The organism is Niabella digestorum, assembly GCF_036409055.1.
GTDB classification, from domain to species: Bacteria; Bacteroidota; Bacteroidia; order Chitinophagales; family Chitinophagaceae; genus Niabella; species Niabella composti.
Window position 1 is genome coordinate 523,278 of the sequence record NZ_JAZGLY010000002.1, and the last position, 26,331, is coordinate 549,608.

The 26,331-nt window shown below is 39.4% G+C and carries 13 protein-coding genes; 2 read left to right on the top strand and 11 right to left on the bottom strand.

Going from position 1 to position 26,331, the window contains the following annotated elements; genetic code table 11:
* Positions 1-50: 50 nt before the first annotated feature.
* From V2H41_RS04960 to V2H41_RS05000, 9 genes are read right to left on the bottom strand one after another with little or no spacing between them, the layout of a single operon-like run.
* The gene (locus tag V2H41_RS04960) at positions 51-3,089 is read right to left on the bottom strand and encodes a discoidin domain-containing protein (RefSeq protein ID WP_330974025.1); all 3,039 of its coding nucleotides are present in this window, start codon (positions 3,087-3,089) and stop codon (positions 51-53) included.
* Positions 3,090-3,093: 4 nt separating this feature from the next.
* Positions 3,094-5,952, bottom strand: a complete 2,859-nt coding sequence (locus tag V2H41_RS04965) for a glycoside hydrolase family 2 TIM barrel-domain containing protein (protein ID WP_330974026.1) — start codon at positions 5,950-5,952, stop codon at positions 3,094-3,096.
* A gap of 46 nt (positions 5,953-5,998) precedes the next feature.
* On the bottom strand, positions 5,999-7,375 hold the full coding sequence (locus V2H41_RS04970) for a choice-of-anchor Q domain-containing protein (RefSeq protein ID WP_330974027.1): 1,377 nt from the start codon (positions 7,373-7,375) through the stop codon (positions 5,999-6,001).
* A gap of 33 nt (positions 7,376-7,408) precedes the next feature.
* The gene (locus V2H41_RS04975; RefSeq protein ID WP_330974028.1) at positions 7,409-8,896 is read right to left on the bottom strand and encodes a hypothetical protein; all 1,488 of its coding nucleotides are present in this window, start codon (positions 8,894-8,896) and stop codon (positions 7,409-7,411) included.
* Positions 8,897-8,927: 31 nt separating this feature from the next.
* Complete coding sequence (locus V2H41_RS04980; RefSeq protein ID WP_330974029.1) at positions 8,928-10,400, bottom strand: hypothetical protein; 1,473 nt, start codon at positions 10,398-10,400, stop codon at positions 8,928-8,930.
* A 24-nt stretch (positions 10,401-10,424) separates the two neighbouring features.
* On the bottom strand, positions 10,425-12,137 hold the full coding sequence (locus V2H41_RS04985) for a RagB/SusD family nutrient uptake outer membrane protein (RefSeq protein WP_330974030.1): 1,713 nt from the start codon (positions 12,135-12,137) through the stop codon (positions 10,425-10,427).
* 36 nt (positions 12,138-12,173) lie between these two features.
* Positions 12,174-15,254 carry a SusC/RagA family TonB-linked outer membrane protein gene (locus V2H41_RS04990; protein WP_330974031.1) on the bottom strand — a complete coding sequence of 1,027 codons (3,081 nt, stop codon included), beginning with the start codon at positions 15,252-15,254 and terminating at the stop codon, positions 12,174-12,176.
* A 17-nt stretch (positions 15,255-15,271) separates the two neighbouring features.
* Positions 15,272-16,966, bottom strand: coding sequence for a RagB/SusD family nutrient uptake outer membrane protein (locus V2H41_RS04995; RefSeq protein WP_330974032.1), 1,695 nt, complete (start codon positions 16,964-16,966; stop codon positions 15,272-15,274).
* A gap of 10 nt (positions 16,967-16,976) precedes the next feature.
* A complete protein-coding gene (locus V2H41_RS05000; protein WP_330974033.1) occupies positions 16,977-19,808 on the bottom strand; it encodes a SusC/RagA family TonB-linked outer membrane protein in 2,832 nt (943 codons plus the stop codon).
* A 392-nt stretch (positions 19,809-20,200) separates the two neighbouring features.
* Between V2H41_RS05000 and V2H41_RS05005 the strand changes: the two genes are divergently transcribed.
* Positions 20,201-21,217: a LacI family DNA-binding transcriptional regulator gene (locus V2H41_RS05005; RefSeq protein ID WP_330974034.1), complete on the top strand. Its 1,017-nt coding sequence runs from the start codon at positions 20,201-20,203 to the stop codon at positions 21,215-21,217.
* A 205-nt stretch (positions 21,218-21,422) separates the two neighbouring features.
* Here V2H41_RS05005 and V2H41_RS05010 read toward each other — a convergent pair whose 3' ends face one another.
* Positions 21,423-21,992, bottom strand: coding sequence for an RNA polymerase sigma factor (locus V2H41_RS05010; protein ID WP_330974035.1), 570 nt, complete (start codon positions 21,990-21,992; stop codon positions 21,423-21,425).
* 285 nt (positions 21,993-22,277) lie between these two features.
* On the opposite strand from V2H41_RS05010, the gene uvrA reads away from it, so the two are divergent.
* Entirely contained in the window at positions 22,278-25,109 is a 2,832-nt protein-coding gene (uvrA, locus tag V2H41_RS05015; protein WP_330974036.1) for an excinuclease ABC subunit UvrA, read from the top strand.
* A gap of 36 nt (positions 25,110-25,145) precedes the next feature.
* On the opposite strand, the gene V2H41_RS05020 is transcribed toward uvrA, so the two are convergent.
* Positions 25,146-26,231, bottom strand: coding sequence for an agmatine deiminase family protein (locus V2H41_RS05020; protein ID WP_330974037.1), 1,086 nt, complete (start codon positions 26,229-26,231; stop codon positions 25,146-25,148).
* Positions 26,232-26,331: the final 100 nt, after the last annotated feature.

Genomic DNA, 26,331 nt, shown 5'->3' on the forward strand with positions numbered 1-26,331 from the left:
ATGCTATTTAACAGCTAATTTAAAATAACGTATAATACCATTTATTGTTTTTAATCTTTATTGTTTTTTATCCAATAAATCAATTCCGGTTTATTATCTGATTGATTGCTTATATTAACGTAGTAGCCTTTGTCTTCATCGTCACCCAGCTGTCGAGTTTCTCTTATAAACACAAACGTAAAACCTTGGGCAGTATATTTTTTTGCAAAGTTCGTGATGTCAAGATAGTGCGTTTCTTCTTTATTTGTAAATGCTATTTCTCCGGCAATAAAAACTTCTTTTGCGGCACTATTTATTAAAGCTTCGGTGTCGTCTAATAAAAGGGCATTATTCCAGTTAAGAGTTTTACTGTTCCATTTGTCGGTTCTTATTCCATATACATGTATTCTGTATGGTGCGGTGGTTTTGTTGGTATATCCTTTTACTTTTAGTAAGATAAGATCAGCGTTTTGAGCAGCGGTCTTATCGAAGTCAAAATAAGCATAGGATACTGCATTATTATTAGGCTGGGATGCATCCAATTGTACTTTTAATATTTTTTCATTATGAAAGGAATGTTTTTGATACATGCCGCTCATTACATATGCACTAGATGATGCTAATGTTTGGGAAGAAATGAGTGATGATTTAGGTATCGTAAGCAACATTACTGTTTGTGCGGGGAGCTGGATGGTTAATTTTTGAGTAGATGGGACCCTCCACACATGCGTTACTTCACCATAATGCTTGTCATTAACAGTTTCTGCGATTACCGGGTTCCCCTGTGGAATGTTGATGTCTTTTAAATCTATTGTCAGGTTATATGTAAACCCTCCTCTCTGTACCAACCAAACATAATAAGTATTTGTTGCGGAATCAAAAGATGTATAATGGTCGAAATCATCATTAAGAACTGAAGCATCGGTTTCAAGTAAGGGCCTTTCATCTTTAAAGCCTTTCGCAAAGAGTCTTACCACCTGTCCGGTACGTTGAATTCCGGAGATATTATAATTGCTATCTTCAGAGGGGCTATTACCTTTTTCAAATACTTTTATCTCTCTCACTTTGATAGAACCTTCATCGGTGGAGATGAATCTTATCTTTTGAGTTTTTATGGGAGTTTTTAAAACCTCAAATACCTGTGTATATTTATTATTTGTAAGTGTTAGTTGAGGAATATCATTCCAGGAGCCATTTGCGAAATATTGTACTTTAAAATTTCTTACTCTGTCTGGGCCGGTATACACACCATAGGAAGAGCCTGTATAGATAGCCATGCCCCCTATGTCATATGGTTTCAGTAAATCTATTTCTATCCATTTTTCTTTTTCTATGTCACTAATCCAAGTGGACTTATCAGTTTTATCTCCATCTGTTATAAATCCTGCAATTGTACTCGAGGAACTAGTTTTAACGGGCTTATTTAATGCTATGTTATTGTAAGCATCTTCTACAATTCTCTTTCCTTGCCAGGTAAAATGATGCCCTGATTTTATACCTCTTATGTAAGTTGTACTTGTCGTATTAGCAAACTTGAATGCCCACATACCATAAGCGCCATTCTTCATGTTATAGGAATAAATACCTGCCCATTCGGTAAACAATGATGGACTGTCCATCGTTTCTTCCTTGTCTATCAAATAAGCATTCATCCAACGCCCGATTTCGGTAAAGACAATCGGTAGTGTTTTACCTTCCGGGTGATTACTTTGTATAATATTCCGAATGTTGTTTACTCTTGTTTTATATCCAATAGCCGGGGAGTTGTAGGAGTGGGTAGAGAATATTTGTAACAAATCATTGTTTATGTTTTCGCCACGATAATTCGTTCGTATGGATTTGACCACACCTGCCCACCAGTCGGTATTTTGGCCTGCTGTTACTGGTCCCACTAGCTTTGGTATTAGTGTTTTATTATAACGTTTATTTACATCTTCAACAGCGCAATGAATAGCATCTGACACGATTTGCATAGCCATAATCCATTGTTCCAATTTCATGGGACCGGAATGACGGTGATTGGGTTCATTTTGTAGCGCAAACATAAACACATTGCCTCTTTTAGCAGTGTAATATGCAAGTGCATAATATCGTTGCCATTGTTTCCACTTATTGCTCCAATTGTCTTTAAAATCTGTACTTCCTATTTGCAAGACAACATCAGTTCCCAATCTTTTCAATTCATCTAAAGCATAATTAAATACCATCCCATTTGTAGATGAGTAATTCGGTTGGTCGTATAGGGGTAGCAATTGCTCCCATTTTATAAATGGATTATTTTCCGGATCTTTTCTTAAAATAGCTTTTCTCTTTTCGAATTCTTCAAGACTGTGGAGTGCACTATCTATTTCAACTGTATTTTCAGGGACAAAAGAGTTCAAGCTCGTCCATACTCTAACACTGTTAACATTGGAGTACTCGATCCATTTGGATACATTGGATTTTGGGAAATAATATCCTTGATTATAACCTACATATTTTAGCGTTTTACCGATGGGGTTATTTTTTATTACAATATGGGCCTCTTGGGCTTCCTTTATTGATATATTCGGAGATGTGTTCTGTGTGACTATTGGTGGTGGGGGCATATCCTTAGCTTCCTCGCCTAGTACTTCAATCTCCATAATGTTAATAGGCTCTCCGTCGTCGCAGACAAGTCTTATCTTAAAAGTTGTAATGGAGGGGGAGTATTGAAAAGATACAGATACCAATCTGTTTTCATGTACCTCGCTTTTGGGGAAGTCGGTCCAGTTGGCATCATCCCAGTATTGGACTTTAAAGTTCTTCATCGACCAAAAGCCATCAGCCTGATTTTTTTCAGTATATTCTTTTTCTTCTTCTAGAATGCCAGTATGTACCTTAATTGCTGCAATATGATAATATTTTTGTAAGTCAATTTCTACCGTGTGTGGAGCTTTCCCATTTCCGGACTCCCATTTTGATGTTCGCGATATTATCCCATCCACTATATTTTTAGTAGGATGTTTAGGATTAGTAGATGAAGCTATAACGGGTTTATTCAGCGCAACATTTTTCAATTGCCCTAGCGATAAGCCGGGATGGTTTAAGGCAAAAAATAGTAATAATATGTATTGATGAAGATTTCTCATGTTTTTAATTGAAGTTGGTCTGTAACAATACTAATTTTCTGTCTCCTTTAAATGTAACCTTAATATCTCCCCCTTTAATTGGACTATTTACCCATTCTTTCCCATTGGGCTGTATGATTTTTTCTGTGCTATGGGTATCATTAATAATGACTGTTATTTTTAGGGGTTCTTGCGCTGGATTCCATACCAATGTTGAGATTTTTGTTTTATTAGAAGGTGTGGTGCACCAGAAAAATCCTTCTCCTATACTACTACTCTTGTCTAGGGGATCTGGTACATTACCGAAGTCTCTGAGTCGGTATGGACCAAACATGCGTCTGCCATAAGGCACATATTGAACGCCTGGTCGAGTATTAAATCTTCCTGGGCCACCTAAAAATTGATCGCCGTCCTTTGTTAATATCATTGCTGATGTATTATTTTCTGGAACAACAGGAATTGCGTGTAATAATAACCCGCTATTAATACCTGTGAGTACTCCTTTTTCTGATGCATAATCGCCCCACACAATTTTGTCGGTAATAATGGGGTACTTGTGATGCGGTATTTCAGCATCGCCCATATATTGTATTATGTTAAGAAGAAGCCTGTCACTTACCGGATCCAAGTGTGTTCTGTTTGCTATATCCATACCGCATACAAGCACACTTCCTTTACCCTCATATATTTCGGCTATGGCAATGCCTTCTAGGGCTACGCCAAAATTGCCCAATACCGCAATATTGCCGATGTCGTTTTTCTTTTCTATAACGTATCCGTCTGTCACGGGATATATTGCCGGCAGATCAGGTTGAGCCTCATCCCATCCTGTATAGTCAGACCATACTCTTAGTTGCTCCCGCTTAATGCCGTCAAAAATAGGATGTTGAGGACGTTCGGGATTTACATATAATCCGTTTCTGGACGGACGGGGGGGTGGTGGATATTTGGGTATGTCCAGTGGCACCGTAACATTTTTTAATGGATAAGAAATAAAAGAATTAATATTAGGAAATAAAAGAGAGTCTTGTCTTAGACAAATCATGCGACCCCCGTTTGCTATAAATTGCTGAATTTTCTTTGCCTGTTGTGTGATAAACTGATTTGCACTGTTTTCTCCTAGTATGAATAGGACGTCCTTTGATAATTGGTTAATACTGGTAAGTGTTGTGAATGGTATATTGAGTTTGCTCAGTGATTGTGCTGTATTCCCTTTTGCATCATATAATACAATTTTTTTAATGTTATCGCTGATATTCTTCTGATAAGAATAATTGTCTATGAAATATTGCGTGATGTTTTTAGAAAGTATTTTTGTCCTCTTTTTGATACTACCTGTTAATGTATAATTGTCTGTATGCAGAGTATTTGGTAATGTGATACTCAGCTTTCTCTTCCATGAGTCGTAGTATTTAATATCCGGAAGGGCAAAACTGTCTTTTAAAAAGACTGCTCCGGCATGATCTTGTAATTCGTAAATAAACATTGCATCTGTAAGATCGCTATAATCATCATTATCATTAATGATATGTACGGTAGGGGTAATGGTGTTGCCTGCATATACGTTTGGAGTATAGTTTTCCCAGCTGACCAATAATGGTTGGTAAGACTTTTTAATTTGACGCGTAACTGGTTTAGGTTGCATTTCCGTAAAATGCTGCACATTGTTCCAATTATAAAATATAATGGTAAAAGGAAACACTCCGCTGAGCTCTTTATTTAATGGTCTTAATCTTCTGAATAATTCGGTGGCTGTTTTCAGTGTAAAGGATTGATGTTCGTCTGCCAACCGAGGTTGCTCACTCCATGGAGCATGTCCTGTCCAGTTTAATTGAGAGCCGGGGTTTTTATGATTTGGCGTAAGATTGTACGCTCCGCTGGGTCCGGTATAGTTGCCAACACATTCGGTAAAGGTTATAGGTTGTACTTTCTTATCAAAGGGAATAATTTTTTTATTGTCTCTTATATTGATAAAGTTGAAAGGCGAATTATAGTACCAGCCCCAATAGCGGTGCAAATCGCAGATTTCGCCGCTTCTTCCGTATCCATATCCGGCATTAGCAATATATAATCTTGTGCTATCCCATTTTAATAATTCCTTATGTGCGTAGGAAAGAAATTTGTCCCATTGTTCACCTCTTTTGCCAGAATATGCTACCTCATTGGTCATAGCATAAATCATAAGACTGGGGTGTGATGCAATATCTACATATGCAACTTCTTTATACCATTTTACAGCTTTGTCATAGTCGGTGGGTGGAACTTGTCCATCGACAGAACCACTGTAATTGCCACCAAATACCATCATGCCTAGTTCGTCACATACATCATACCATGTTTCATTGTTCGGTATACGGATAATGTTTACATGAATACTTTTCATATACCTTACATAGTCCCAAGCAAAAGTTCTGCTTTTTTCGACGGAATCCGGAATGCCTCTGTCCGGAGGATTGATAGCAATACCTCTCAGAAATATCGGCTTGCCATTGAGGTAGATATTGCCATTTTGTGTATGGAATATGCGAAATCCGATTCTTTTCTCTGCAATGATATTTTGATTGTGATATAATGCTACTTTATAGAGTTTGGGATTAATAGGCTCCCAAGGGGTGACTTTTAGATTTCGGATGACAAAAATGCCTTTATTGCCTTGTATTTCTGAAGGGGTAATATAATCGGTCCAAATAACTTTATCTATGTCTTTTATTTGAACGTTGAATTTATGATCAGTGCTTACAGGACGATTGAAAGTTGCTTCAATTTTAAGATCGCTAAGTGTAGTGATACATACGATTTTTTCTATAGTAATATCTTTATTTTGGGCGTTTGTGAGATTGGTAATAAGCAGTAACAAAAAAAGAATGTAAGGTTTTATTTTCATAGTTTGTTTATTATTGAGTTATTTCTGATTGTTAAAAGAGGCCTTCTTAGTATTCGTATGCTCCTATGTCCGTAATTCCTCTATCACTAATTGTACGACCGTCCAAGTCGTGGGTATAATGAGTCTTCACCCCTTTGTTTATTGCCGGACTTTCTTTACGCAATCGGTAATTTCCATTCTGAGGATCTATAAAATGTGGGTCTGCTATAATATCTCCATTTCCTGGAGCAATACCTATAGGATCAGGATTGCCGGGAGAAAAATATAAATTATGGTCATGTATTTGTTCGCCTACTTTTGTACGTTGATGTCCTTTAGGTTTTATATATGGGCCAAATACTTGAATATCCGATGCTACAACGAAAATATTATTTCTTACGGTCATAAAGGTGGAATCTCGATTAAAGGTCCAGAAAACATATCGGTCTACATTTGGTTCTCTTGTTCGAATAACTGTATTGTTTAATACATAGATATTTTTCATCGAGCCTCCACCTATAAACTGATTGCGGTCATCACTTAGATTGTAAGCTACAATAACACTATCGACATTTCTTCCTGCAAGTTCCAGAAAGCCATGGTTATTGATAGATATATTATGATGGATGTGTATGTTCCGTCCATCGAAGTTGTCATCAACTCCGTCTAGTTCTATTACACCTCCATCGGAGCCATAAGGCCCACCATAGGAGCCGTAGTTGACAATACGGTTATAAGATACCTCATTGTTTGGAGAGACTATCATAATGGCGATAGGACCCCAGGATTCTGCCATTTTCTCATACGTGTCATGAAAGTAGTTATGTGTAATTAAATTGTGCGTGCCTTTTATTTTAATTGCTACGGGGGTGTTATAGAACTCGCAATTTCGAATAACGTTATGGTGAGTTCCTAGACTAAGGTATATCGCCCCCAGTTTTTGTACATTCTTATTATTGCGATTGGAGCCGGGAGGATTTGTATTGTCGTGAAAATATAACCCGTCGATGATAATATGATTCCCTTCAATTCGAAAAATATTCCCGTTTAATACTTCCCAGTGAGGATTTGTAAAGGAGGGTAGCTTCCCCGCTCCGTATTTTATTAATAAAGGTTCAAGTTGGTTTCTGGGATTATTTAGCACGAGATCGGCTCCTGCACTGTAGTTGGAAAATACAATGGGTTTGTCGGGGGTACCCGAACATTTGAATACAAAACCTCCGATGTAGGATGTGCCTTTTGCAAACAATATACTATCTCCGGGTTTAAAAATTGTTTGGTTTAAATTTTTTAAAGTTGACCACGGAGTTTCTTTCGAGATGCCGTTATTGTTATCATCTCCAACTTTTGAATGGATATAGTAAGTAGTTGCGGTTGCTTTATGAAAAGTACATAAAGCAACCACAAAGTTTAATAGCAATACTGTCAATTGCCTTTTTTGCATTGTAATTATTGCTGCTTCTTTGAACTATTGATTTTATTGGGGTTTTAACACAATCAACGATACCGCTGCGCCTTCCAAGGTCAGAGGGATCTGTATATTTTGGTTATAATCCAGATCTATTTCTTTAGTAATCGATAAGGAAGTCTGACTACTATTGATATAATAATTATTGTTTTGAGAGTCTATTGTGTAAATATCGCAATGGATGCGTCCGGCCGGGAAATAGGATGAGGGAATGTTGTTAATGCCTACTAGTATATCCTGAGTATTTACCGCTTTTGTCCAATTATAATTCCATACTAATATAGCGATACCCTTACTTTGGTCAGCAGCTGCCATGGCATTGATGCCTAGTCCTACATTGTCCAGTCCTTTCGAGGTTACTTTTATTCTGTTCTTGTGATCTGCAAGCATTTTGCTTAATACCAGCATGTTCCCGTATGGAGAAGCGTAAGCGTTCTGAACATCTAGTAGCTGGCTTTTATGAATAAGTGAGCCATGGTTTACCAGCCAATGACATATCGCATTAATTCCTCCTTCATACATGTAGTATGCTTTTGCTAATTGTCCTGCAGCTTGCATCAACATCATTTGGTCTAGGGTTACGCCACTAGGCAAGGCAGAGCCTCCCTGAATACCATATTCCGATACAATTACCGGAACGGTAGGAAGACCATTTAAACGCATCATGTTGTCGATTTTGCTTTTGGCAGTGAGCAACTCTGCCGGACGGTTAGCTTCTCCATAGCTATTGAATGTAAAGAAATCGAATTTCTTATTTGGGCTAGGGTCGTTTGCGTATGACTTTACGAAAGTTTCGGCATACTCTAGCATGCTTGTAATATTACCAGTGAATGTAGAGTTGCCGATGAGTATAGGATCATATGACTTGCCCTCGCTTTGATATTCAGCTTGAAGAATTGTGTTGGCTTCATTAAGACCGCGATAGTAATATTGATATACCGGGTAATATGTAGCCATAGTCTCTCCCCCGTGATCTACTTCATTTCCTACATGTATATATTTTATCTTAGGATATTTTCTTTTATAGTAAAGAATGGTTTCTCTTACAAGATCTTTGTATGCGTCTCCTGTTGGCATGCCATAACTTCCCGATGTTTTATGACCACTCATTGCAATCAACAAGGAGTCGGAGCAGGAAGAATAAAAACTTAAGGCATCTTCTACCTTCATCGTATTGCCCCTATAAGTGTAATTATAATTGATGTTCCCGTTGTTGTATACATATACCAGTTGTATCCATACTCTTACCAGTTTGGTTTGCAACTGTTGCATCCAGTTGCGGGCTGCATCGCCAGGCATGCCTGAGGTAGTAGAGCTTCCGTTATATCTGTGAAGCTGCATAATAGGACCTTCCTGCTGGGAACAGTCTACCGTTATTAATGACGGTAGCACGGTTTCCGGAATGTCGGGCATCTCAGGGATAGGAGGTTGTATCCCTTTTTTGATGCATCCTGTAAGTACTGCTATGGCGAGTAATGTTATAATTCTGTACTTCATGTCTTTACTAATTAATTTGTACAATATATTTTTATTTGCCTACAGCTTCTCTCCATCCTGTTGCAATGCGTAATCCGTCAAAAGTCGCTGTAAGTAATGTAGTATTTTGTCTCAGGCAGATATTCACAAGTGAAGTTGGTCCCGATCCGGTGCTTGTTACAGCATCCGGAGTTGCAGGTTCAATTAGAGGAATTTCTCCACTTAGAACATACATCGAAGAGACGCCAGTAGTAAAGTCGTATTTGTGTACTAGCAAATAGGTTTGTCCATATTCATAGCTCTTTGAGGAGTATGCTACGGTGGCCGTAGATTTTCCAATACCTATTTGTGGTTTACCACCATTGTCTCTTACATATATACGATTGAAGTATGAGCCACCCGGATCTCTGAATGAAGTGAAGAAGTCACCGCTGGCAGCAGAAGCGATGTTGATCATTTGGGCTACATATATTGTTCCAGAATTTTGCGGGGTGAACGCCGTGCTATTATCTTCACGAGAACCACTACCGTTTTCAGTAACTACAGCGCCTCCTATACCTGAGCCAATATATCCCGGGTAAGATAAACCCGGTACTATATATTTTATTGGGTTGAGCGTTCCTGAGAAAACAGGCCATTTATCAGTCACTTCTTTTAACAGACCTGCCGTAGGTCCATAATCAAAGTCATCGCTATGAATCAGTATTCCCGGTAATGCATTTCCGTATTCTATACCATTCGTACTTATCATTGCATCCTGTACACCGGCAGAGCTATGGGTAATAAAGCCGTCAATAGACTGGTTCGTTCCAGTATTGGCAATAAATCTTACATATACCGTCATGGGAGCGATATTTAAAGCAGATGCTGATAAAGTAAGTGTATTACTATAATCGTCGCCATCTAATGAAATCTCAAAATTCGAAGATGCTGTAACAGTCACATCTTGTGTTAGTTTCACACCCCAAACATCGTATGTTCTGGGTTCAGAAGTCGATCCTGCGGCTACATTGCCAAACGAAATGGTATTTAGCGATACATTAATTTCGGGTAGTACTATCGGCTCTCCTTTAATGGTGATGGAGGCTGTATTATTTGCATTTGATATTGATAGCCCCCCTGTAGCTTCTGTAATTTTTAATACTAGTAACTTATCTCCCTCGAAATTGTTTTTTGAAATTACCTTAAGGGAAGTCTCCATGGAGCCTTTAGCTAACTGTAGAACCAATTTGTTTGACGAAGGAGCAGGGGAGATGGCATATTCATCACTATTGATGGTACTGCTATTATCAATAGTAATAGTGATGCTCGCATCCTCTTCAATGGGTAACGAAAAAGGTAGTACTACGGTAAGGGAATCAGGACTGTTATTCTCTATAGTATAACTTGTCGATTCAAACCGTACTGCTCCTACGTTCATAGGCTTTTTGACAGCAGATTTCTTACATGCAAGCAACAGCAGTGTGCATATAAGTGCTGTAATAGCCATTGTAATGCCAGATCGTCTAATTATTCTGTGGTTCATAACTTTCAATTTGTTGATAATAATTTACCATCCTGGATTTTGTTCCAGCTCCAGCGATTTATTGATTTCTCCCTGTGGAATAGGCCATAAGTACCATTTAGGGGCAACAAATACCGGAGTTCTGATGACTACAGTTTCATACGTATAGGTATCGCCGTTTCTAGTAATTCTCATACCATGTAATGGTTTATTAGATACTCTTTCAGCAATTTTCCATCTCCGAACATCCCAGTATCGATGTTCTTCGATTGCTAGTTCTACACGTCTTTCGTTTTGGATCACTTCGCGCATTTCATCTTTTGTCATGTTCTGACGTAAACCATAATTTCCGTCATCTCCGGGATTAATACCAGCACGTTTACGAATAGCTTTAATTTGAGCGTATGCGGTATTAATGTCTCCTATTTCATTGCTGGCTTCGGCATAGTTCAGTAATATTTCGGCGTAACGCAGTAGGGGGAAACATCTCTCGGTAGGTGATGATGTTGTGCTGGCGATAGTATTTTCATCCAGCATTTTTCGGAGGTAATATCCGGTTTTTGTTATGGGGAATCCATCCTGTGCAGCGCCAACATAAGTATATACTGGTGTAACAGTTCTGTTTACATCTAAGCGTGTTCCGCCATTAAATAAAATAGTATAAGCTAAGCGTGGGTCGCGATTTATATAAGGATTGGCAGGGTCATAACCATTGGGATTAGTAGGCGATTTTAAATCTTCTGTGATTGGTTTCCCGTTAATGGTGCCAAATGCATCCACCAGTTCTTGATAGGGCATCGAGCTACCATTACCTCCACGAGTGGCAGGATCCCACATATTTTCCAGTGTGCGGTTGTTGCCGGTCATGTATGCCAGTATATATTCATTATTTTTACGAGTAACAAAAACTTTCTGGAATCCATATCCGGGAGGTGAATCTATTTCCATAAGACTATATTGGTTGAGATTGATGACGTCCAATGCGGCTCTTGCTGCTTTCTCCCAGCGGGAAGCGTCAGGTGTAGGGTAGCCCAGTACACCATGGTCATTCTCATCAGTTCTTCCATTGAAGAGAGGACTGGCCGCGTAAAGCAATAGACGTGATTTTAAAGCGAGGCAAGCTCCTTTAGTAATGCGACCATAATCTAATCCTGAGTAGGAGAGAGGTAGCAGAGCGGCTGCTGCATCGCATTCACTTGCTATGTAGTTGACACATTCTTCAAATGTTGCTCGTTTTCCCGGAATTTCATCAGTAGGCGTAAATACGGCATCTCCGATTAAAGGAATTCCACCGTAATGTTTTAGCATAATGAAGTAATACCAGGCTCGCATAAAGCGGGCTTCGCCTTCGGTTCTTCTTTTTAGTGCAGCCGATAAGGGAGTGTTGGGAAGGTTTTTTAAGTAAACATTTACCCGTCTTATATTGGCATAAGAAACTTCCCATGCATCGGTGGGGATATTTAATGCACTTACAGCTCCCGTCTGAAATATAATATTATAAGCTGTACCACTTTGAAGGTTGCTTTCTACTTCATCGCCGATGCTGTATATACCAATGCTACCGCCCAATCGCTGAGGTGAAGCGCTGAGGTTAAGATCGGTGTAAATACGCGTCAAGAATTGTAGCGTACGAGCACTGTCCGAAAATGTAGTAGCTTCGTTCAGGTCGGTAGTTTGTACCTGATCTAACACATTCCCTTTATTGCATGCAGCAAGTAGGACAGCGAAAACAATCGGTATGAATATTTTTGTGTTCATTGGTGTATATTGAGTTTTTCTGTTCTTGTTCGTTTATCAGAAGCCTATTTGTAAGCCTATATTATATACTTTTTGTACAGGATATACAGCGCCACTTCCGCCACTTTGTATTTCAGGGTCTTGGTTATATAACTTAAAGTTAGCCCAGGTATAAAGATTATATCCACTCGCATATAAGCGGGCAGCGCTTATCCTGAATTTTCTTAATATGGACTTAGGAATCTGATATCCCAGCTCTATGTTTTTGAAGCGTATGTAATAAGCATTGGTGACCATCCAGAAATCTGATGAATTGGAAGGACTACTGGGGCCAGCCAAAATACTACTTAAACGTGGGAATGTTGCAGTAGCGGCTGTTTCGGGTGTCCATCTCCCTAATACGACTTTTTGGAGATTAGCTTGGAAGGGGATTACCTGATTGGTGGAAATCCGATAGCTATAGTCAAAACTTCCCTGAAACAAAATGTTGAGGCTAAAGTTGCCGTATCCGAAGGATAGTGACGTGCCTAACACAGTTTGTGGTAAGTTGGGTTTCCCAATAGGCACGTAATCTTGTTGATCTATTGCGCCATCCCCGTTTACATCTTCGTATTTCAGATCTCCAGGTTTTGCATCTGCTAAGTGGGGATAGTTATCCACTTCTTCCTGGGTCTGGAAGAATCCCAGTACATGATAGCCAAATGCTTGTCCAATGGGGCGGCCTGTTCTTGCCAAATGAGGATAACGAGGAGTAGCTTCGCCTTGATAAAGTATCTTATTTCTGGCACGTGAGAAGGTGAAAGTAGCACCATAGGACAGTTTATCTTTTCTATTGTAATAACTCACCTGACCATCGAAGCCTTTATTTTCTGTAATGGCAGAGTTGGTGTAGGGTAATCCTACACCTATTATCTTAAGTACATCATCTTTCACGTATAACTGATCATAGCGATAATCGTAGAAATAGTCAACTGTAACAGATAGCTTGTTATTGAATAATTGAGCATCTATACCCACATTAGTCTTTCTTGATTTTTCCCATGTAATATCCAGGTTCCCTAGTGTTCCTTCTTGTATGGATGGGAAATTATTAGATGTTTCTCCAAAGTTGTAGTTAGGTCCTGGATTATATACCTGTTCTGTTTTGTACACGTTTCCCGCAGTAACATCAGAACCAGTTAAACCCCAAGAGGCTCGGATCTTAAGCATATCCACAAACGTTATATTCTTAAAGAAATTTTCTTCGGCAATGTTCCATCCTGCCGATATTGCAGGGAAGAAGCCTTTAGTATGACGTCCTACAAACTGACTTGATCCGTTATAGGCTCCATTAAATTCAAGTAGATAACGTTGCAAATAATTATATTCAAGTCGCAGCGTGGTTCCTTGTAAAACCACAGGAGCGTATTCCTGTACGGCGGCAACTCCTGTGGCGCTGTTGTAGCTTCCTCGAGTTACGTTATCGAGGTTATATAGTAACATCCCTCTCACATTATGTTTGCCAAACGAACGGGCATAGTTCAATTTTGCTAATGTGTTTACAGTTTTGCGCGATATGGTATTCTGTGGTGAGCTGGACAATGTAAGTGGCTCGAGGCGATATAGCCCATTGCTATGTATGGTGTAAGAGCTATCAACCGGGTTAAAATAGAAAGCTGGAATATTGTTACGGTACAGACTCCTATCGTAACTAATATCACCGGCATAAGCAACACGCCAGCTTACTGAGAGCCCTTTTGTAATGAAGTCTAATCTTTGCTCTGCATTGAAAAGAATGTTTAGCTCATTGCGGAAAGTTTTATCGTATCCCTGTAACGCCAGACGACCAATAAGACTGGTTTCCCAATATATATTTCTTGATCTAAAAGCCCAAGGGTAGCTTCCGTCAGGATTTATTAGGGGCGCTGCATATGGTGGGAGTCTTTGGTAGCTGTATACCGTTGCAAGAGGAGAGGTGGAGATATGCGGCTCGGTAGTGGTTCCTGTACGCCCTGTGACATCCAACCTTAATTTAAGTGTATTAGTAGCTTGCATATCCAGATTAGAGCGGAAGGTGAATCGTTGATAAGCGTAATTGTTTTTAGGAGCTTCGTAATCTCCACGACTGAAGTTGCGTAAATAACCATCTTGAAAAAGATGACCTGCAGAAATGAAGTACTTTATTTTTGGTGTGCCTCCAGATATATCTATTGTGTTGCGTGTTTGGTAGGAGTATTTTTTAAAGACCTCATGATACCAATCTACATCGGGGTGACCGTAAGGGTCATCTTTTAAACGCCAGTGTTCCAAATCTTCCTGTGTAAATTCTTCCGGTAGTCCGTCGTTTCTTAGGGCTTCATTTCTCAATTGTGCAACCGTATAAGCATCCAGAAATTTCGGATGTGTGACCGGAGTTTGCATGGCATGCTCGGTATTGGCGTTGATCATCGGCTTACCGATTTTCCCTCTTTTTGTTGTTATCACCAATACGCCATTTGCTCCCTTAATGCCATATACAGCGGTAGTGGAAGCATCTTTCAATATGGAGAAACTTTCAATTTCATTAACATCCAATTGCGATACTTGATCGTATGTGTACTCTACATCATCTACAATAATAAGCGGCTTTTGCGATTCTCCAGAGAGAGAGTTTACACCACGTATATAAAATTCCGCACCACTCATACCTGGTTGCCCGGTTCTTTGTTGCGAAATAAAACCAGGGGCTCGACCTATCAATGTATTTTGAATATTAGAAGTAGGAATGTTTCTTACATCAGCTGCAGATACTGAGGTAACAGCACCGGTATTAGTGATTTTTTTAGTAGTACCATATCCTACTACAATTACATCATCCAATCCTTTCGCATTTTGTTCCATTATAATGGTGAGTTCTGCATTAGTATCCTTTATGGTTATTTCTTTGTCTAAGTATCCTACAGCAGTAACAAGAATTGTTTTGGTAACACCTTTCAGTGTTAATGTAAAGCTACCGTTGGCTCCAGTGATAACGCCATTAGTAGATACGTCTTTTTCCTGTACACTTGCTCCTACAATAGGTCCATCCTCCCCTCTTACAACACCTTGAATAGTTTGTGCATATACTGCACATGGAAGTGAAACGCAAACAATCAGTATGGCTTTTAATAAATGCTTCATAATTTTTAGTTTAGCCCTTAATGAACGGTTAAGTAATCTTCGTTTTGTGTCAGATTAGGGTTCTTGGAAATTTCACTGAAAGGTATTGGGTAGCGATACATGCGTGGAGCAATAAACTGAAATGGTATCGCCAGTGTTTCGATATTATAAGTAAAATTTGAGCCGACTTTGCTAATCCGCACTCCATGCAGCGGCTTGTTGAAGATTTGCTCTGCAATCTTCCAACGTCTCAAATCCCAATAACGTTGTTCTTCAAAAGCCATCTCTATCCGGCGTTCATTGCGAATCAGTTCTCTCATGGCATCCTGAGAAAGGCCATCTGGAATTCCGTATAGATTGGGGGCACTACCTTGCTGAATACCTGCTCTTCTTCTTATTTCTCTTAGATAGGTGTAAACAGAGTCAACGGGTCCATCTACCTCATTTTTGGCCTCGACAAACATTAATAGCACATCAGCATATCTGAAAATAGGAAAATTGTGTGTCTGGTTGGAGTATGCCGTGCCGGAGCTGAAGTTGCCCAGGAATTTGCGCATATAATAACCTGTTTTTGTTTGAACAACCGCACCTCCTGGTCTATCAAGACCGCCATCGAATGTTTCCACCGGACGGTTCAGCCAAGGCATTCCATTGTAAAATACTGTAAGCGATAAACGTGGATCTCTATTTGCATAAGGATTATTGGGATCATACCCAGTAGGATTGATGGGAGATTTTATATCGTCGGTTATGGGAAGGCCTTTGATGGTAGGGAAAGCATCCACCAGCTCCTGCGTAGGACTGGTGCGCCCACGGCTTGCAGTGTTACCGCTAACATAGCCAATAGGAGCATTGTTTAACTCCAGGTCAGTTGTTACGGCACGTTGGTATGCTAAAATTATCTCATTATTTTTTCTGGTAAGAAATACATTACTGAAGGATGATTCTAGCGAAAATCCTGATGAGCTACCGTATTGTATGGCTTCTGCAAGAGCATCTTTTGCTAATCTCCATTTATTTTTATCATTAGATGGATTATTAAGCGGGCTTGCAGCATACAAGAGCGCTTTAGCTTTAAGTGTTAATGCTGCCATTTTTGTAATACGTCCGAAATCTCCGTTAGGAACTGGATCGGGGCGTAAATTTTCTTTCGCAACATCACATTCGTTTACGATATAGTTGATACATTCTTCGTATGAATTGCGAGGTAGTCTCAGATCATCATCTAATGTAAGCACTCTATCTCCGAGCAAGGGAACACCTCCGTAGCGTTTTACAAGTTCGAAGTAAAACAGCGCTCTTAAAAAACGGGCTTCAGCCATCCAGTAAACACCTTCTTGCCTGAGATCTTGTTTTAAAGTGATTCGAGGAAAGTTTTGCAAGAATAGATTGCACTTTCTGATGCTGGCATAGTTTGCGCTCCAACTATCATCCGGATTATTGATAGGGGAATAACCTCCGTTGGTGATTCTGGAAACTGTAGCATTATCAGCCGAAGGCACTGCATCGTCAGTTGCAGCACATAATAGATTGCCTCCTATTCGATTAAATCCAGTGGGCATTTCACCATATATAGTGTTTAAAAAATAGCTGGCATTGGTGCCTAGGGAATCTTTCTCATCCCACAGGTATTCTTCTGTGATGAGCTCCATCGGCCAATCTTCCAGTTTCTGACAGGAAGTATAAGTAAACGCCATCAGAATGAGTATCGTATATATGTGTCTGGTCATCATCTTAATATTTTTATATTTTAATGTTGATACCGAAGTTGTAGGTTCTGCGTAGAGGGAAGATGGAGTTGTAGGATTCAGGATCCAGATAATTCTGTGAATCGAAAGAGTACAAGTTAAATCCGTTCACAAAAATTCGAACTGCATCCAGTTTCAGTTTCTGTGTTAATCTTGCAGGCAACACATATCCAATATCTACATTGTGTATGCGCAAATAGTCCATTTTTCTAACCCAGAATGTCGATGCTCTATGGTTGTTAGGATTGCCTCCGAGGGTCAATCTAGGGTAAGTAGCAGAGGTTGCATTAGCAGGAGTCCATCTGCCTAGATGATGCTCAAATAACTGTCCAGTGGTGCCACCTTGAAATTCGTATTCTAATGAGCTAGTTGTGGAATTATAGCTATTGCTTACAACAATTTCATTGTTAGCCATGCCCTGTATGGATATGCTCAGATTAAATCCTTTATAATTGAAGCCTGCAGTTGCTCCATAATATAGTAATGGTTTTTTTGTACCGATAGCAGTTTCATCAAATTGGTCAATATAACCATCGTTATTAAGATCTTTATACTTTATGTCACCTGGCTTAGGAAGATAGCCATCTACTATTGGCCCGTTGTCGATTTCTTCCTGTGATTGATAGAATCCTTCTGCTATATATCCGAATGGTTGTCCTACAGGCAGTCCTGTACGTTTTAAATAGTCGTACGGACGAAGTACCTCATCCATGAAGAGTACTTTAGATTTTAGGATAGATATATTACCGGTAATGAAATAACCTGCATTTTCATTACCGCTATTCCACGTAATACTATTTTCAAAGCCGCTATAACGATTTTTGCCGATATTCTCTTGAGGATAACTTTGACCCAATAGACTAATAGAATTGCCACGTATCTGCATTAAATCGAAATAGGTATCGTTAAAGTATTCTGTTGTGAGTTGGAGTTTGTTTTTGAAGAAGATGGCATCTAATCCTACGTTCAGCTTATGAGCTTTTTCCCAAGTTGCATTAGGGTTGGCCAGTGTGAGCTCTGAAAAGCCTCTTGCTAATGCAGGTGTAGCTCCAAAGTAATATGCGGCAGTTGAGCCCCAATAATTATAATACTGATCATATACGTAATATCCTACATTAGCATTCCCTGTAAGGCCATAGCTGATACGTGGTTTTAATTGGGTAATCCACTCTGCATCGGATAAAAATGCTTCTTTGCTAAGATCCCATCCTAATGCTCCAGCATAGAACAGCCCAAATCTCTTTCTGGGCTTATAGCGATTATGTCCTCCATAACTTACTGAAGCTTCTGCAAAATATTTTTTGTCAAAGCTGTAGGCTAGGTTGGCAGCAATATTGGTATAGGTTGCCGGTAATTGCAAATTGATAGTAGTTGCCTGATGGTCTGCCAATAATAAAGCGTTCCAGGCATTACGGCCATTCGTTTTGTCGTATCCCATACTTAATTTGCTATAAGTATAGGTGCGGCGTGTATCAACCGACAGGGTATTGGGCTGATTGGTATTCGTACCGATTTGGGTATATACCGGTGCCCCAGATGCAATACTTAATCTGTATGTAGCAAAGTTCTTAGAGCGGTTTACAGTTTGATCGACAGTATTATTGTAAGATAAATTTCCTTTAATCCACAGCCCTTTCAGCCAAGCATCTAACTTTTGAGTGATTTCTATATCACTGGATAAATCACGGAGTGTGGACTTGTAATAGCCAGAATGATTTAGCATTCCATAAATATTATTGGAGAAGTTGTCATTGCCCCCTAATGATCCATCTGGATTGAAAATGCTGTAAGCATTGGCCGGGGTAAATGTAATGGCATTGAAGACATTGGTTGTAGTAGCGCCGGGTTGATTGGCGTTTTGTATACGACCAAAAATATTTAATCCTACATTCAAAGATTTATTTAATTGTACTTTCACGTTGGAACGTACAATGTATCGATCTGTACCTGTGTTAGTATTGTAGGAATTGATATCAGCAGTATTGAAAAAGCCTCCCTCTCTCTGATAATCCAATGCAACGTAAAAAGCTGCTATCTGGTTGCCGCTTTGAATATTCACATTGTATCTGTCCAGCGCGGCGTTTTTATTGAGGAAATATTTTTTATAATCATTGTCTGGATGAAAAAGTGGATCAGAGCCGTTTTGGTAAGCTAGAATATCACTGGCAGAATATACAGGTAGCTGTCCATCGTTGTTGCGGGCTTCATTGTAGAGTATTGCGTAATCCGCAGCAGACAAGGGCTTGGACCTGGTTAGAAAATCCTGAATACCCCTTTGGGCCGTAACGGACATCTGGAAAGGCTGGGTCGTGGGGCGCTTGGTTGTAACCAGAATAATGTTTTTGGAAGAACGTTGTCCATACATTACGGTTGCGGGAGCATCTTTTAAAATGGTGATAGCTTCGATCGACTCGGGATCTATGGATGCAAAATCTCTAGGCACACCATCCACCAATATTATCGGTATTTGTCCCCTAATTTTAAAATCAATGATACCGGTGGGATTGTCTGTATCTTGAAATCCACTACGTTGTCTGGTGTATAGTCCTGATAACCTTCCCGGTAATGCCTGAAGGAAGGAGGGGGCTGGGGTAGTGATTAGTTGAGGCGTATACACAGTTGCTGTCGCCTGCAGTAGGCGCTCTTTAGGCATTTCTTTATGCAGCAACACAATACTGTCTTCATTAAATGATCTTTGATAAGTGGCATTTATTACATCGTCATTTTTGTTTTGCGGGGTTTGGGCAATAGCGATGTATATTGCAAGATTGCACAATGCAAGTAGTACAAGGTACTTTTGTTTTGTTTTAAAGGAATAACTAGTCATAGATGTTATGAGTTATAGCTATGGCAATACAATACTTCTAAATGGAATTGCAGTTTTTATAATGCAAATAAGCAGCTTCTCAGTCCCTCTGGCATGGTATTAACTTTTTAGGTTAATACTTTTCATTATAGCACAGCAATAATTTCGTCTAAGCAATCATTCACTGTAAAAATAGAGAATACAATCACTCATTAAAAATGCTTGGCGCAAAAAAGTCTGTTACAACGTTTGAAATTGTTTGTAAAATTTCTTCTTAAGGCATTTTTCAAGTGTGCATCAACCTTTTTGCGTTGGTAACGTCTAAGTATGCGGTGTAGAGTAGTGGTAAGTAGTGTGCTTTTTTATTTATTCGGAATATAGTATCGTGTCGAAAAAATGATTATATTTCAAATGTGAAAAAAGGAGTTACAATTAAAGACATAGCCAAGCGGCTAAATATGTCTGTATCAACGGTTTCTAAGGCGCTTAATGATAATCCGTTGATAAGTGCCTTAACCAAAGAGCGTGTAAAAAAGCTTGCCAAGGAGTGGAATTATATTCCTAATGAGGCAGCTAGGCACTTTAAACAGAGCAAGTCGTATACCTTAGGAGTTATTGTACCTGATCTACTTGATCAGTTTTATGTGCTTGCGGTAAATGGAATTGAGAAAGTTGCCAGCAAAAAAAACTATAATGTAATCGTTTCGCAGACACATGAGGATGCCGACATTGAGGAAAAGCTGATAGAAAACATGATTAAAAATCGTGTGGATGGGGCCATTATTACCGTTTCAAAAAACACAAAAAATGTAGAGCGGTTCCAACGACTAGCTTATGCGGGGATCCCTTTTGTATTTTTTGCTCGTTATTTTTCGGAACAAGAGTATGATTATGTTTCTACCGACAATGTTGGAGGTGCGAAAAAAGCTGTGGAATATTTGTTAAAGCGCGGGCATAAGCGTATTGCTCATTTGATGGGGCCTTCATTTTTAAAGACTAGCATACAACGATACAACGGTTATTTGGATGCTTTGATGAAATATAAAGTGTCTTTTGATCCTGCTTTAGTAGAAGAAGTAGATCTTTCGCCAGAACAGACTTATGCTGCTGTGAGAAGATTGATGCAATTGGACAATCCGCCTACCGCTTTTTTTACTTTTAAAAATTATATTAGCCTGGATGTCATCAAAATTCTTAAACAGGAGTTTTCCCAGCAGCTGGAAAAAACCGAGGTTGTTGGGTTTGGAAACCTTCCACTAATACAATATCTCGATTACAAGCCCATTGCTGCTATTGATGAAAATTCTTTTAGAATGGGCGAAAAGGCTGCAGAATTGATTTTTGAAAATATTGAGCACAACGATAAAGAACTTGAGGAGGAAAGACCTGCACAACACATGCGCATACCATGCAGACTTATTATGTATTAAAAAACCGCTTCCTTAATGAGAAGCGGTGTAATCTAGTCGTCACCCTGTATTAACCGATTGGTATTCGGCAAGAATATTCGGAAAAGGTAAATCGAATATCTTAGTCCCAACGGAAATACAAGATGACAATATCTTTGTCGCAATAATAACGATTCCTTAGTCGGGATATTGTATAAGTTCTGTTAATTCCGGTAGGTTGATGAAATTATTTACCTATCATTAATTTTCGAAGATTGATGAGTCCATACCTCATTCTTCCTAAAGCGGTATTGATGCTGCATCCGGTAATTTCTGCTATTTCCTTAAAGCTTAGATTGGCAAAATGTCTCAGAATGATCACCTCTCGTTGTTCTTCGGGTAATTTTTCCAATAAATCCTTGGCTTTCCCTACACTTTGAGCTTTGATAATTTTATCTTCTACATTTTGATCAGGACAGTTCAGGGTGTCCAAAATTTCATTATCTGTACTGCTTTTGGCAAAGGGGAAACGCTTCAATTTTCTAAAATAGTCTACGCAAAGATTGTGGGCAATGCGCATAGCCCAAGGTAAAAATTTTCCTTCCTCTTTATATTTTCCGTTTTTGAGGGTTTCAATAATTTTTATAAACACATCCTGAGAAATGTCTTCGGCGTGGTATTTGTCTTTTACGATGTACAGGATAGCATTGAACAATTTGTCCTTATATCTCTCCAGCAATGAATCAAGGGCTGATTCATGACCGTTTGCGAATAGATGTATTAGCTCGTTATCGCTTTTTTTGATATACGCTGTCATTACTTAAGAGAATACCAGGTTAAATGTTCTTTACTTTAATTTCGGTTAAGAAAATTTTACTCTAAGCTTCTGCAAAACACTAAAAAAAATCCCCAAAACTGTTAAAAATTTTGTTAAAATTAACCGATATGAATTATAAATAATTGATTATCATATACTATTTTAGCTCTGTTCCACCACAGGGGTGAATGCTGCGAAAATAGAAAAATTACAGCACAATAACGTTCAGAACAAGCAAATTTGAAGCTACTTTTGTTACCTCGGCGATTATATCAGCATTAATTAATGGAATTGAACAAGGTAAAAAAAGAAGGCGATATTATAGTAAAAGGAGCACGGGTCCATAACCTCAAAAACGTTACTGTAAGTTTTCCGCGAAATAAATTAATAGTAGTAACAGGTGTATCCGGCTCCGGAAAGTCCTCTCTAACCATTGACACCCTCTATGCAGAAGGGCAGCGCAAGTATGCAGAGAGTTTAAGTGCCTATGCTCGTCAGTTTTTAAACAGAATGAACAAGCCCGATGTGGATTACATCAAAGGTTTGTGTCCGGCAATTGCTATCGAGCAAAAAGTAATTACCCGTACACCGCGTAGTACTGTAGGGACGATGACGGAGATTTACGATTATTTGCGGTTGTTGTTTGCCCGGGTGGGCTCCACTATTTCTCCAATATCGGGACAGGAAGTTCGCAAGGATGATATTGGCGATGTAATAGAGGCACTGAAAAAATTAAATCAGGGGGATAAAGTATTTATCCTAGTAAAATTTAAACAACATCAAAACAGAGAAGTAAGGGAAGAGTTAAATATTTTAATGCAGAAAGGTTTCAGCCGCATTGCAGTGGATGAGGAAGGTGAAGAAGGTATGGCGGTGAAACGAATTGAAGAGTTGTTGGAATTGGATGATGCTGCATTGAGGAAAGAAGTGCCCGCTGCTAAATCAAAACAGGGTAATCGAGTATATATACTGATAGATCGTCTAGTAGTAAAAGATTTTGACGAAGATGATTTGCATCGTCTGAGTGACTCTGTTGGTACTGCTTTTTATGAGGGCGAAGGCGATGTATATGCCGAAGTAATTCCTCAAAAAGGAAAGAAAAAACTGCTACATTTTAATAATCGATTCGAGCTAGACGGGATGGTATTTGAAGAGCCGCAACCGAACTTATTTTCCTTCAATAATCCATTAGGTGCATGTCCTACCTGCGAAGGATTCAGTCTAGTATTGGGCATTGATGAAGATTTGGTTATTCCCGATAAAAGGCTAAGTGTGTTTGAAGGAGCCGTAGCACCATGGAAAGGCGAGAAACTGGGTAAATGGAAAGACTATTTCATTAGACATGCTTCTAAGGATGGTTTTCCGATTCATAAACCCATTGCCGACTTAACTAAAGAGCAGTATAATTATTTATGGAAGACGCCCGGCGGTATTAATGATTTCTTCAAAGAAGTAGAACAAAATCTTTACAAGGTGCAGTACCGCGTATTGCTGAGTCGTTATCGTGGAAGAACTACCTGTCCCGATTGTAATGGCTATCGCCTTCGTAAGGAAGCTTTGTATGTAAAAGTTGGAGGTAAGCATATAGGTGAGCTTTGCGAAATGCCTGCAAAAGATTTGAAGACGTGGTTCGATAAATTAAAATTGTCGGCACATAAGCAGGAAGTCGCCAAGCGTATTTTAATTGAAATACATAGTAGGCTCGATACGCTCATTAAAGTGGGATTGGGATATCTGACAATGAATCGTGTGGCTAACACGTTGAGTGGCGGCGAAAGTCAGCGTATTCAATTAACACGTAGTTTGGGAAGCAATCTTACCGACTCGCTTTACATTTTGGATGAGCCTTCCATTGGCCTGCATTCGAGAGACACGGATAACCTGATAAAAGTTTTAAAGGAACTGCGGGATCTGAACAATACCGTTGTAGTGGTGGAACACGATGAAATGATGATGAGGCAAGCCGATCATATTATTGATATGGGGCCTTTGGCTTCGCACTTAGGAGGAGAAGTAGTGGCGGAAGGCGATTATAAAACCCTCATCAAAAATCCTCAAAGTCTCACAGGTAAATATCTCAGCGGGGCACTATCAATTGTACCGCCTAAAACGGTAAGAAAATGGACGCAGTCTATTATTGTAGAAGGTGCACGCCACAATAATTTGAAAGATATTACCGTCGAATTTCCGCTGAATGTATTATGTGTAGTGAGCGGAGTAAGCGGCAGTGGTAAAACGACATTGGTTAAACAAATACTCTATCCTGCGCTACAAAAAATTAAAGGAGAGTTTACAGGAGAGAAAGTAGGATTTCACAAGGCTATTAAAGGAGATGTAGATAGTATACAACAAATAGAACTGATAGATCAGAATCCTATCGGTAAGTCCTCACGTAGTAATCCGGTTACTTACATCAAGGCCTATGATGAAATACGCGATCTTTTTGCAAAACAGCCATTAAGTAAGATGCGGGGTTTTCAGCCTAAGCATTTTTCATTTAATGTAGATGGAGGTAGATGCGATACTTGTAAAGGCGAGGGTGAGCAGGTTATTGAAATGCAATTCTTGGCAGATGTACATCTGGTATGCGAAAGTTGCGGGGGTAAACGTTTTAAGGACGAAGTACTGGAAGTACAGGTTAACGGAAAGAATATTCACGATGTTTTGGAGATGAGTGTAGATGAGGCTATCGAATTTTTCGCACCGATATCTGATGCAATTGCTAAAGCTATTCAGCCTTTAAGCGATGTGGGTTTAGGATATATTAAGTTGGGTCAATCCTCTGATACGCTCTCAGGTGGCGAAGCGCAACGTGTGAAGCTGGCTTCTTTTTTAGGAAAGGGTAGAAATAGTAACAAAATATTATTCATCTTCGACGAGCCTACTACAGGCCTGCATTTTCATGATATTAAAAAACTGCTGGCTTCATTTGATGCACTCATAGAACAGGGGCATTCCATTATTGTAATTGAGCATAATACGGATGTGATTAAGAGCGCAGACTGGTTAATTGACCTGGGCCCTGAAGCCGGAGACGGTGGGGGAGCAGTAGTGTTTGCCGGAAAACCTGCAGATATTAAAAAAGTAAAAGAGAGTCATACCGCAAAATATCTGTAAGACCCTCTTTGAATTCGCTTTAAATAATATAGATCTTTATACAGCAGGTTCCTGTTGGCTAAGGCAGTGGAAACTTCCCAGACCCCATATAATTTCAGTAGAGTCAATGCCTACAACAGTTCTATCCTTGAACTGCTCCTGTATAATTCTCAATGCCTTTTCGTCGTTTTTACAACGATAGGTGGGCACGATTACCGATCTATTGCATATATAAAAATTGGCATAAGATGCCGGTAATCGTTGGTCTTCATAAATCACGGGATCAGGCATAGGAAGTTCTATAATGTTGAGTTGCTTCCCATTGAGCAGCCGCATTTGCTTTAGCTTTTTCAGATTGTTTTGAAGCAGCTCATAGTTTTCATCGTTTTTGTTTTCCTCCACCACAGTGAGTACGGTATCCTCATTCACGAATCGGATAGTATCATCAATGTGTCCGTCGGTATCATCTCCCACAATACCTTCATCTACCCATAATACCTGTTCAGCACCATAATAGTTATACAGATAATTTTCAATCTGCTCCTGATTCAGATGCGGATTGCGATTTTCGTTCAGTAAGCAACAGGTAGAAGTAAGAACGGTACCTTTCCCGTTAAATTCTACGGAACCACCTTCCATTACGATACCGGGATATACTACCGGCAATTTGAAGTGACGTGCAATCTTTGTAGGAATATCATCGTCCAAATCATAGGGAGGATATTTGTCCCCCCAGGCGTTATATCCCCAGTCTACAATAATTTTTTTAGAACCTGCTGCAGCGGGATTAATAAGAAAAGCCGGACCATGATCCCTGCACCACGCATCATTGGTAGGATGATAATAAAATTCAACCTTGTTCAAATCTACTTCCTGCTTTTGCAAATGCCTAATGGCAAAATTCTTCATTGCTTCATCGGCCACATTGATCCTTACGATTTCGCTTTTCGCCAGTTCTTTTACAAAATGCGCATAGTAAGGATAAATAGTATGAATCTTACCGGGCCAAGAAGCTTCTTTATGAGGCCAGCTTAGCCAGGTCGCTTCGTGCGGATGCCATTCGGCAGGGAAGAAATATCCCAGTTGTTTGGGAACAAATGTTGCTTCCGTGGAGGGCTGCAGTTCGGAATTGTTTGAATTCATTTATTTAATACGTTTAATTGTCTGATGTTTTCAATAGCGCTTTAAAGTTATAGGCCAGTTTTGCAGGAGCTTTAGGATTGGGCATACTATTATCAAAACA

Excerpts from the sequence above, each read along its gene's own strand:
- uvrA (WP_330974036.1), top strand. The coding sequence starts at position 22,278 with ATGGAATTGAACAAGGTAAAAAAAGAAGGCGATATTATAGTAAAAGGA.
- V2H41_RS04980 (WP_330974029.1), bottom strand. The coding sequence starts at position 10,400 with ATGAACCACAGAATAATTAGACGATCTGGCATTACAATGGCTATTACA.
- V2H41_RS05010 (WP_330974035.1), bottom strand. The coding sequence starts at position 21,992 with ATGACAGCGTATATCAAAAAAAGCGATAACGAGCTAATACATCTATTC.
- V2H41_RS04970 (WP_330974027.1), bottom strand. The coding sequence starts at position 7,375 with ATGCAAAAAAGGCAATTGACAGTATTGCTATTAAACTTTGTGGTTGCT.
- V2H41_RS04990 (WP_330974031.1), bottom strand. The coding sequence starts at position 15,254 with ATGAAGCATTTATTAAAAGCCATACTGATTGTTTGCGTTTCACTTCCA.
- V2H41_RS05020 (WP_330974037.1), bottom strand. The coding sequence starts at position 26,231 with ATGAATTCAAACAATTCCGAACTGCAGCCCTCCACGGAAGCAACATTT.
- V2H41_RS04985 (WP_330974030.1), bottom strand. The coding sequence starts at position 12,137 with ATGAACACAAAAATATTCATACCGATTGTTTTCGCTGTCCTACTTGCT.
- V2H41_RS04965 (WP_330974026.1), bottom strand. The coding sequence starts at position 5,952 with ATGAAAATAAAACCTTACATTCTTTTTTTGTTACTGCTTATTACCAAT.
- V2H41_RS04975 (WP_330974028.1), bottom strand. The coding sequence starts at position 8,896 with ATGAAGTACAGAATTATAACATTACTCGCCATAGCAGTACTTACAGGA.
- V2H41_RS05000 (WP_330974033.1), bottom strand. The coding sequence starts at position 19,808 with ATGACTAGTTATTCCTTTAAAACAAAACAAAAGTACCTTGTACTACTT.
- V2H41_RS04960 (WP_330974025.1), bottom strand. The coding sequence starts at position 3,089 with ATGAGAAATCTTCATCAATACATATTATTACTATTTTTTGCCTTAAAC.
- V2H41_RS04995 (WP_330974032.1), bottom strand. The coding sequence starts at position 16,966 with ATGATGACCAGACACATATATACGATACTCATTCTGATGGCGTTTACT.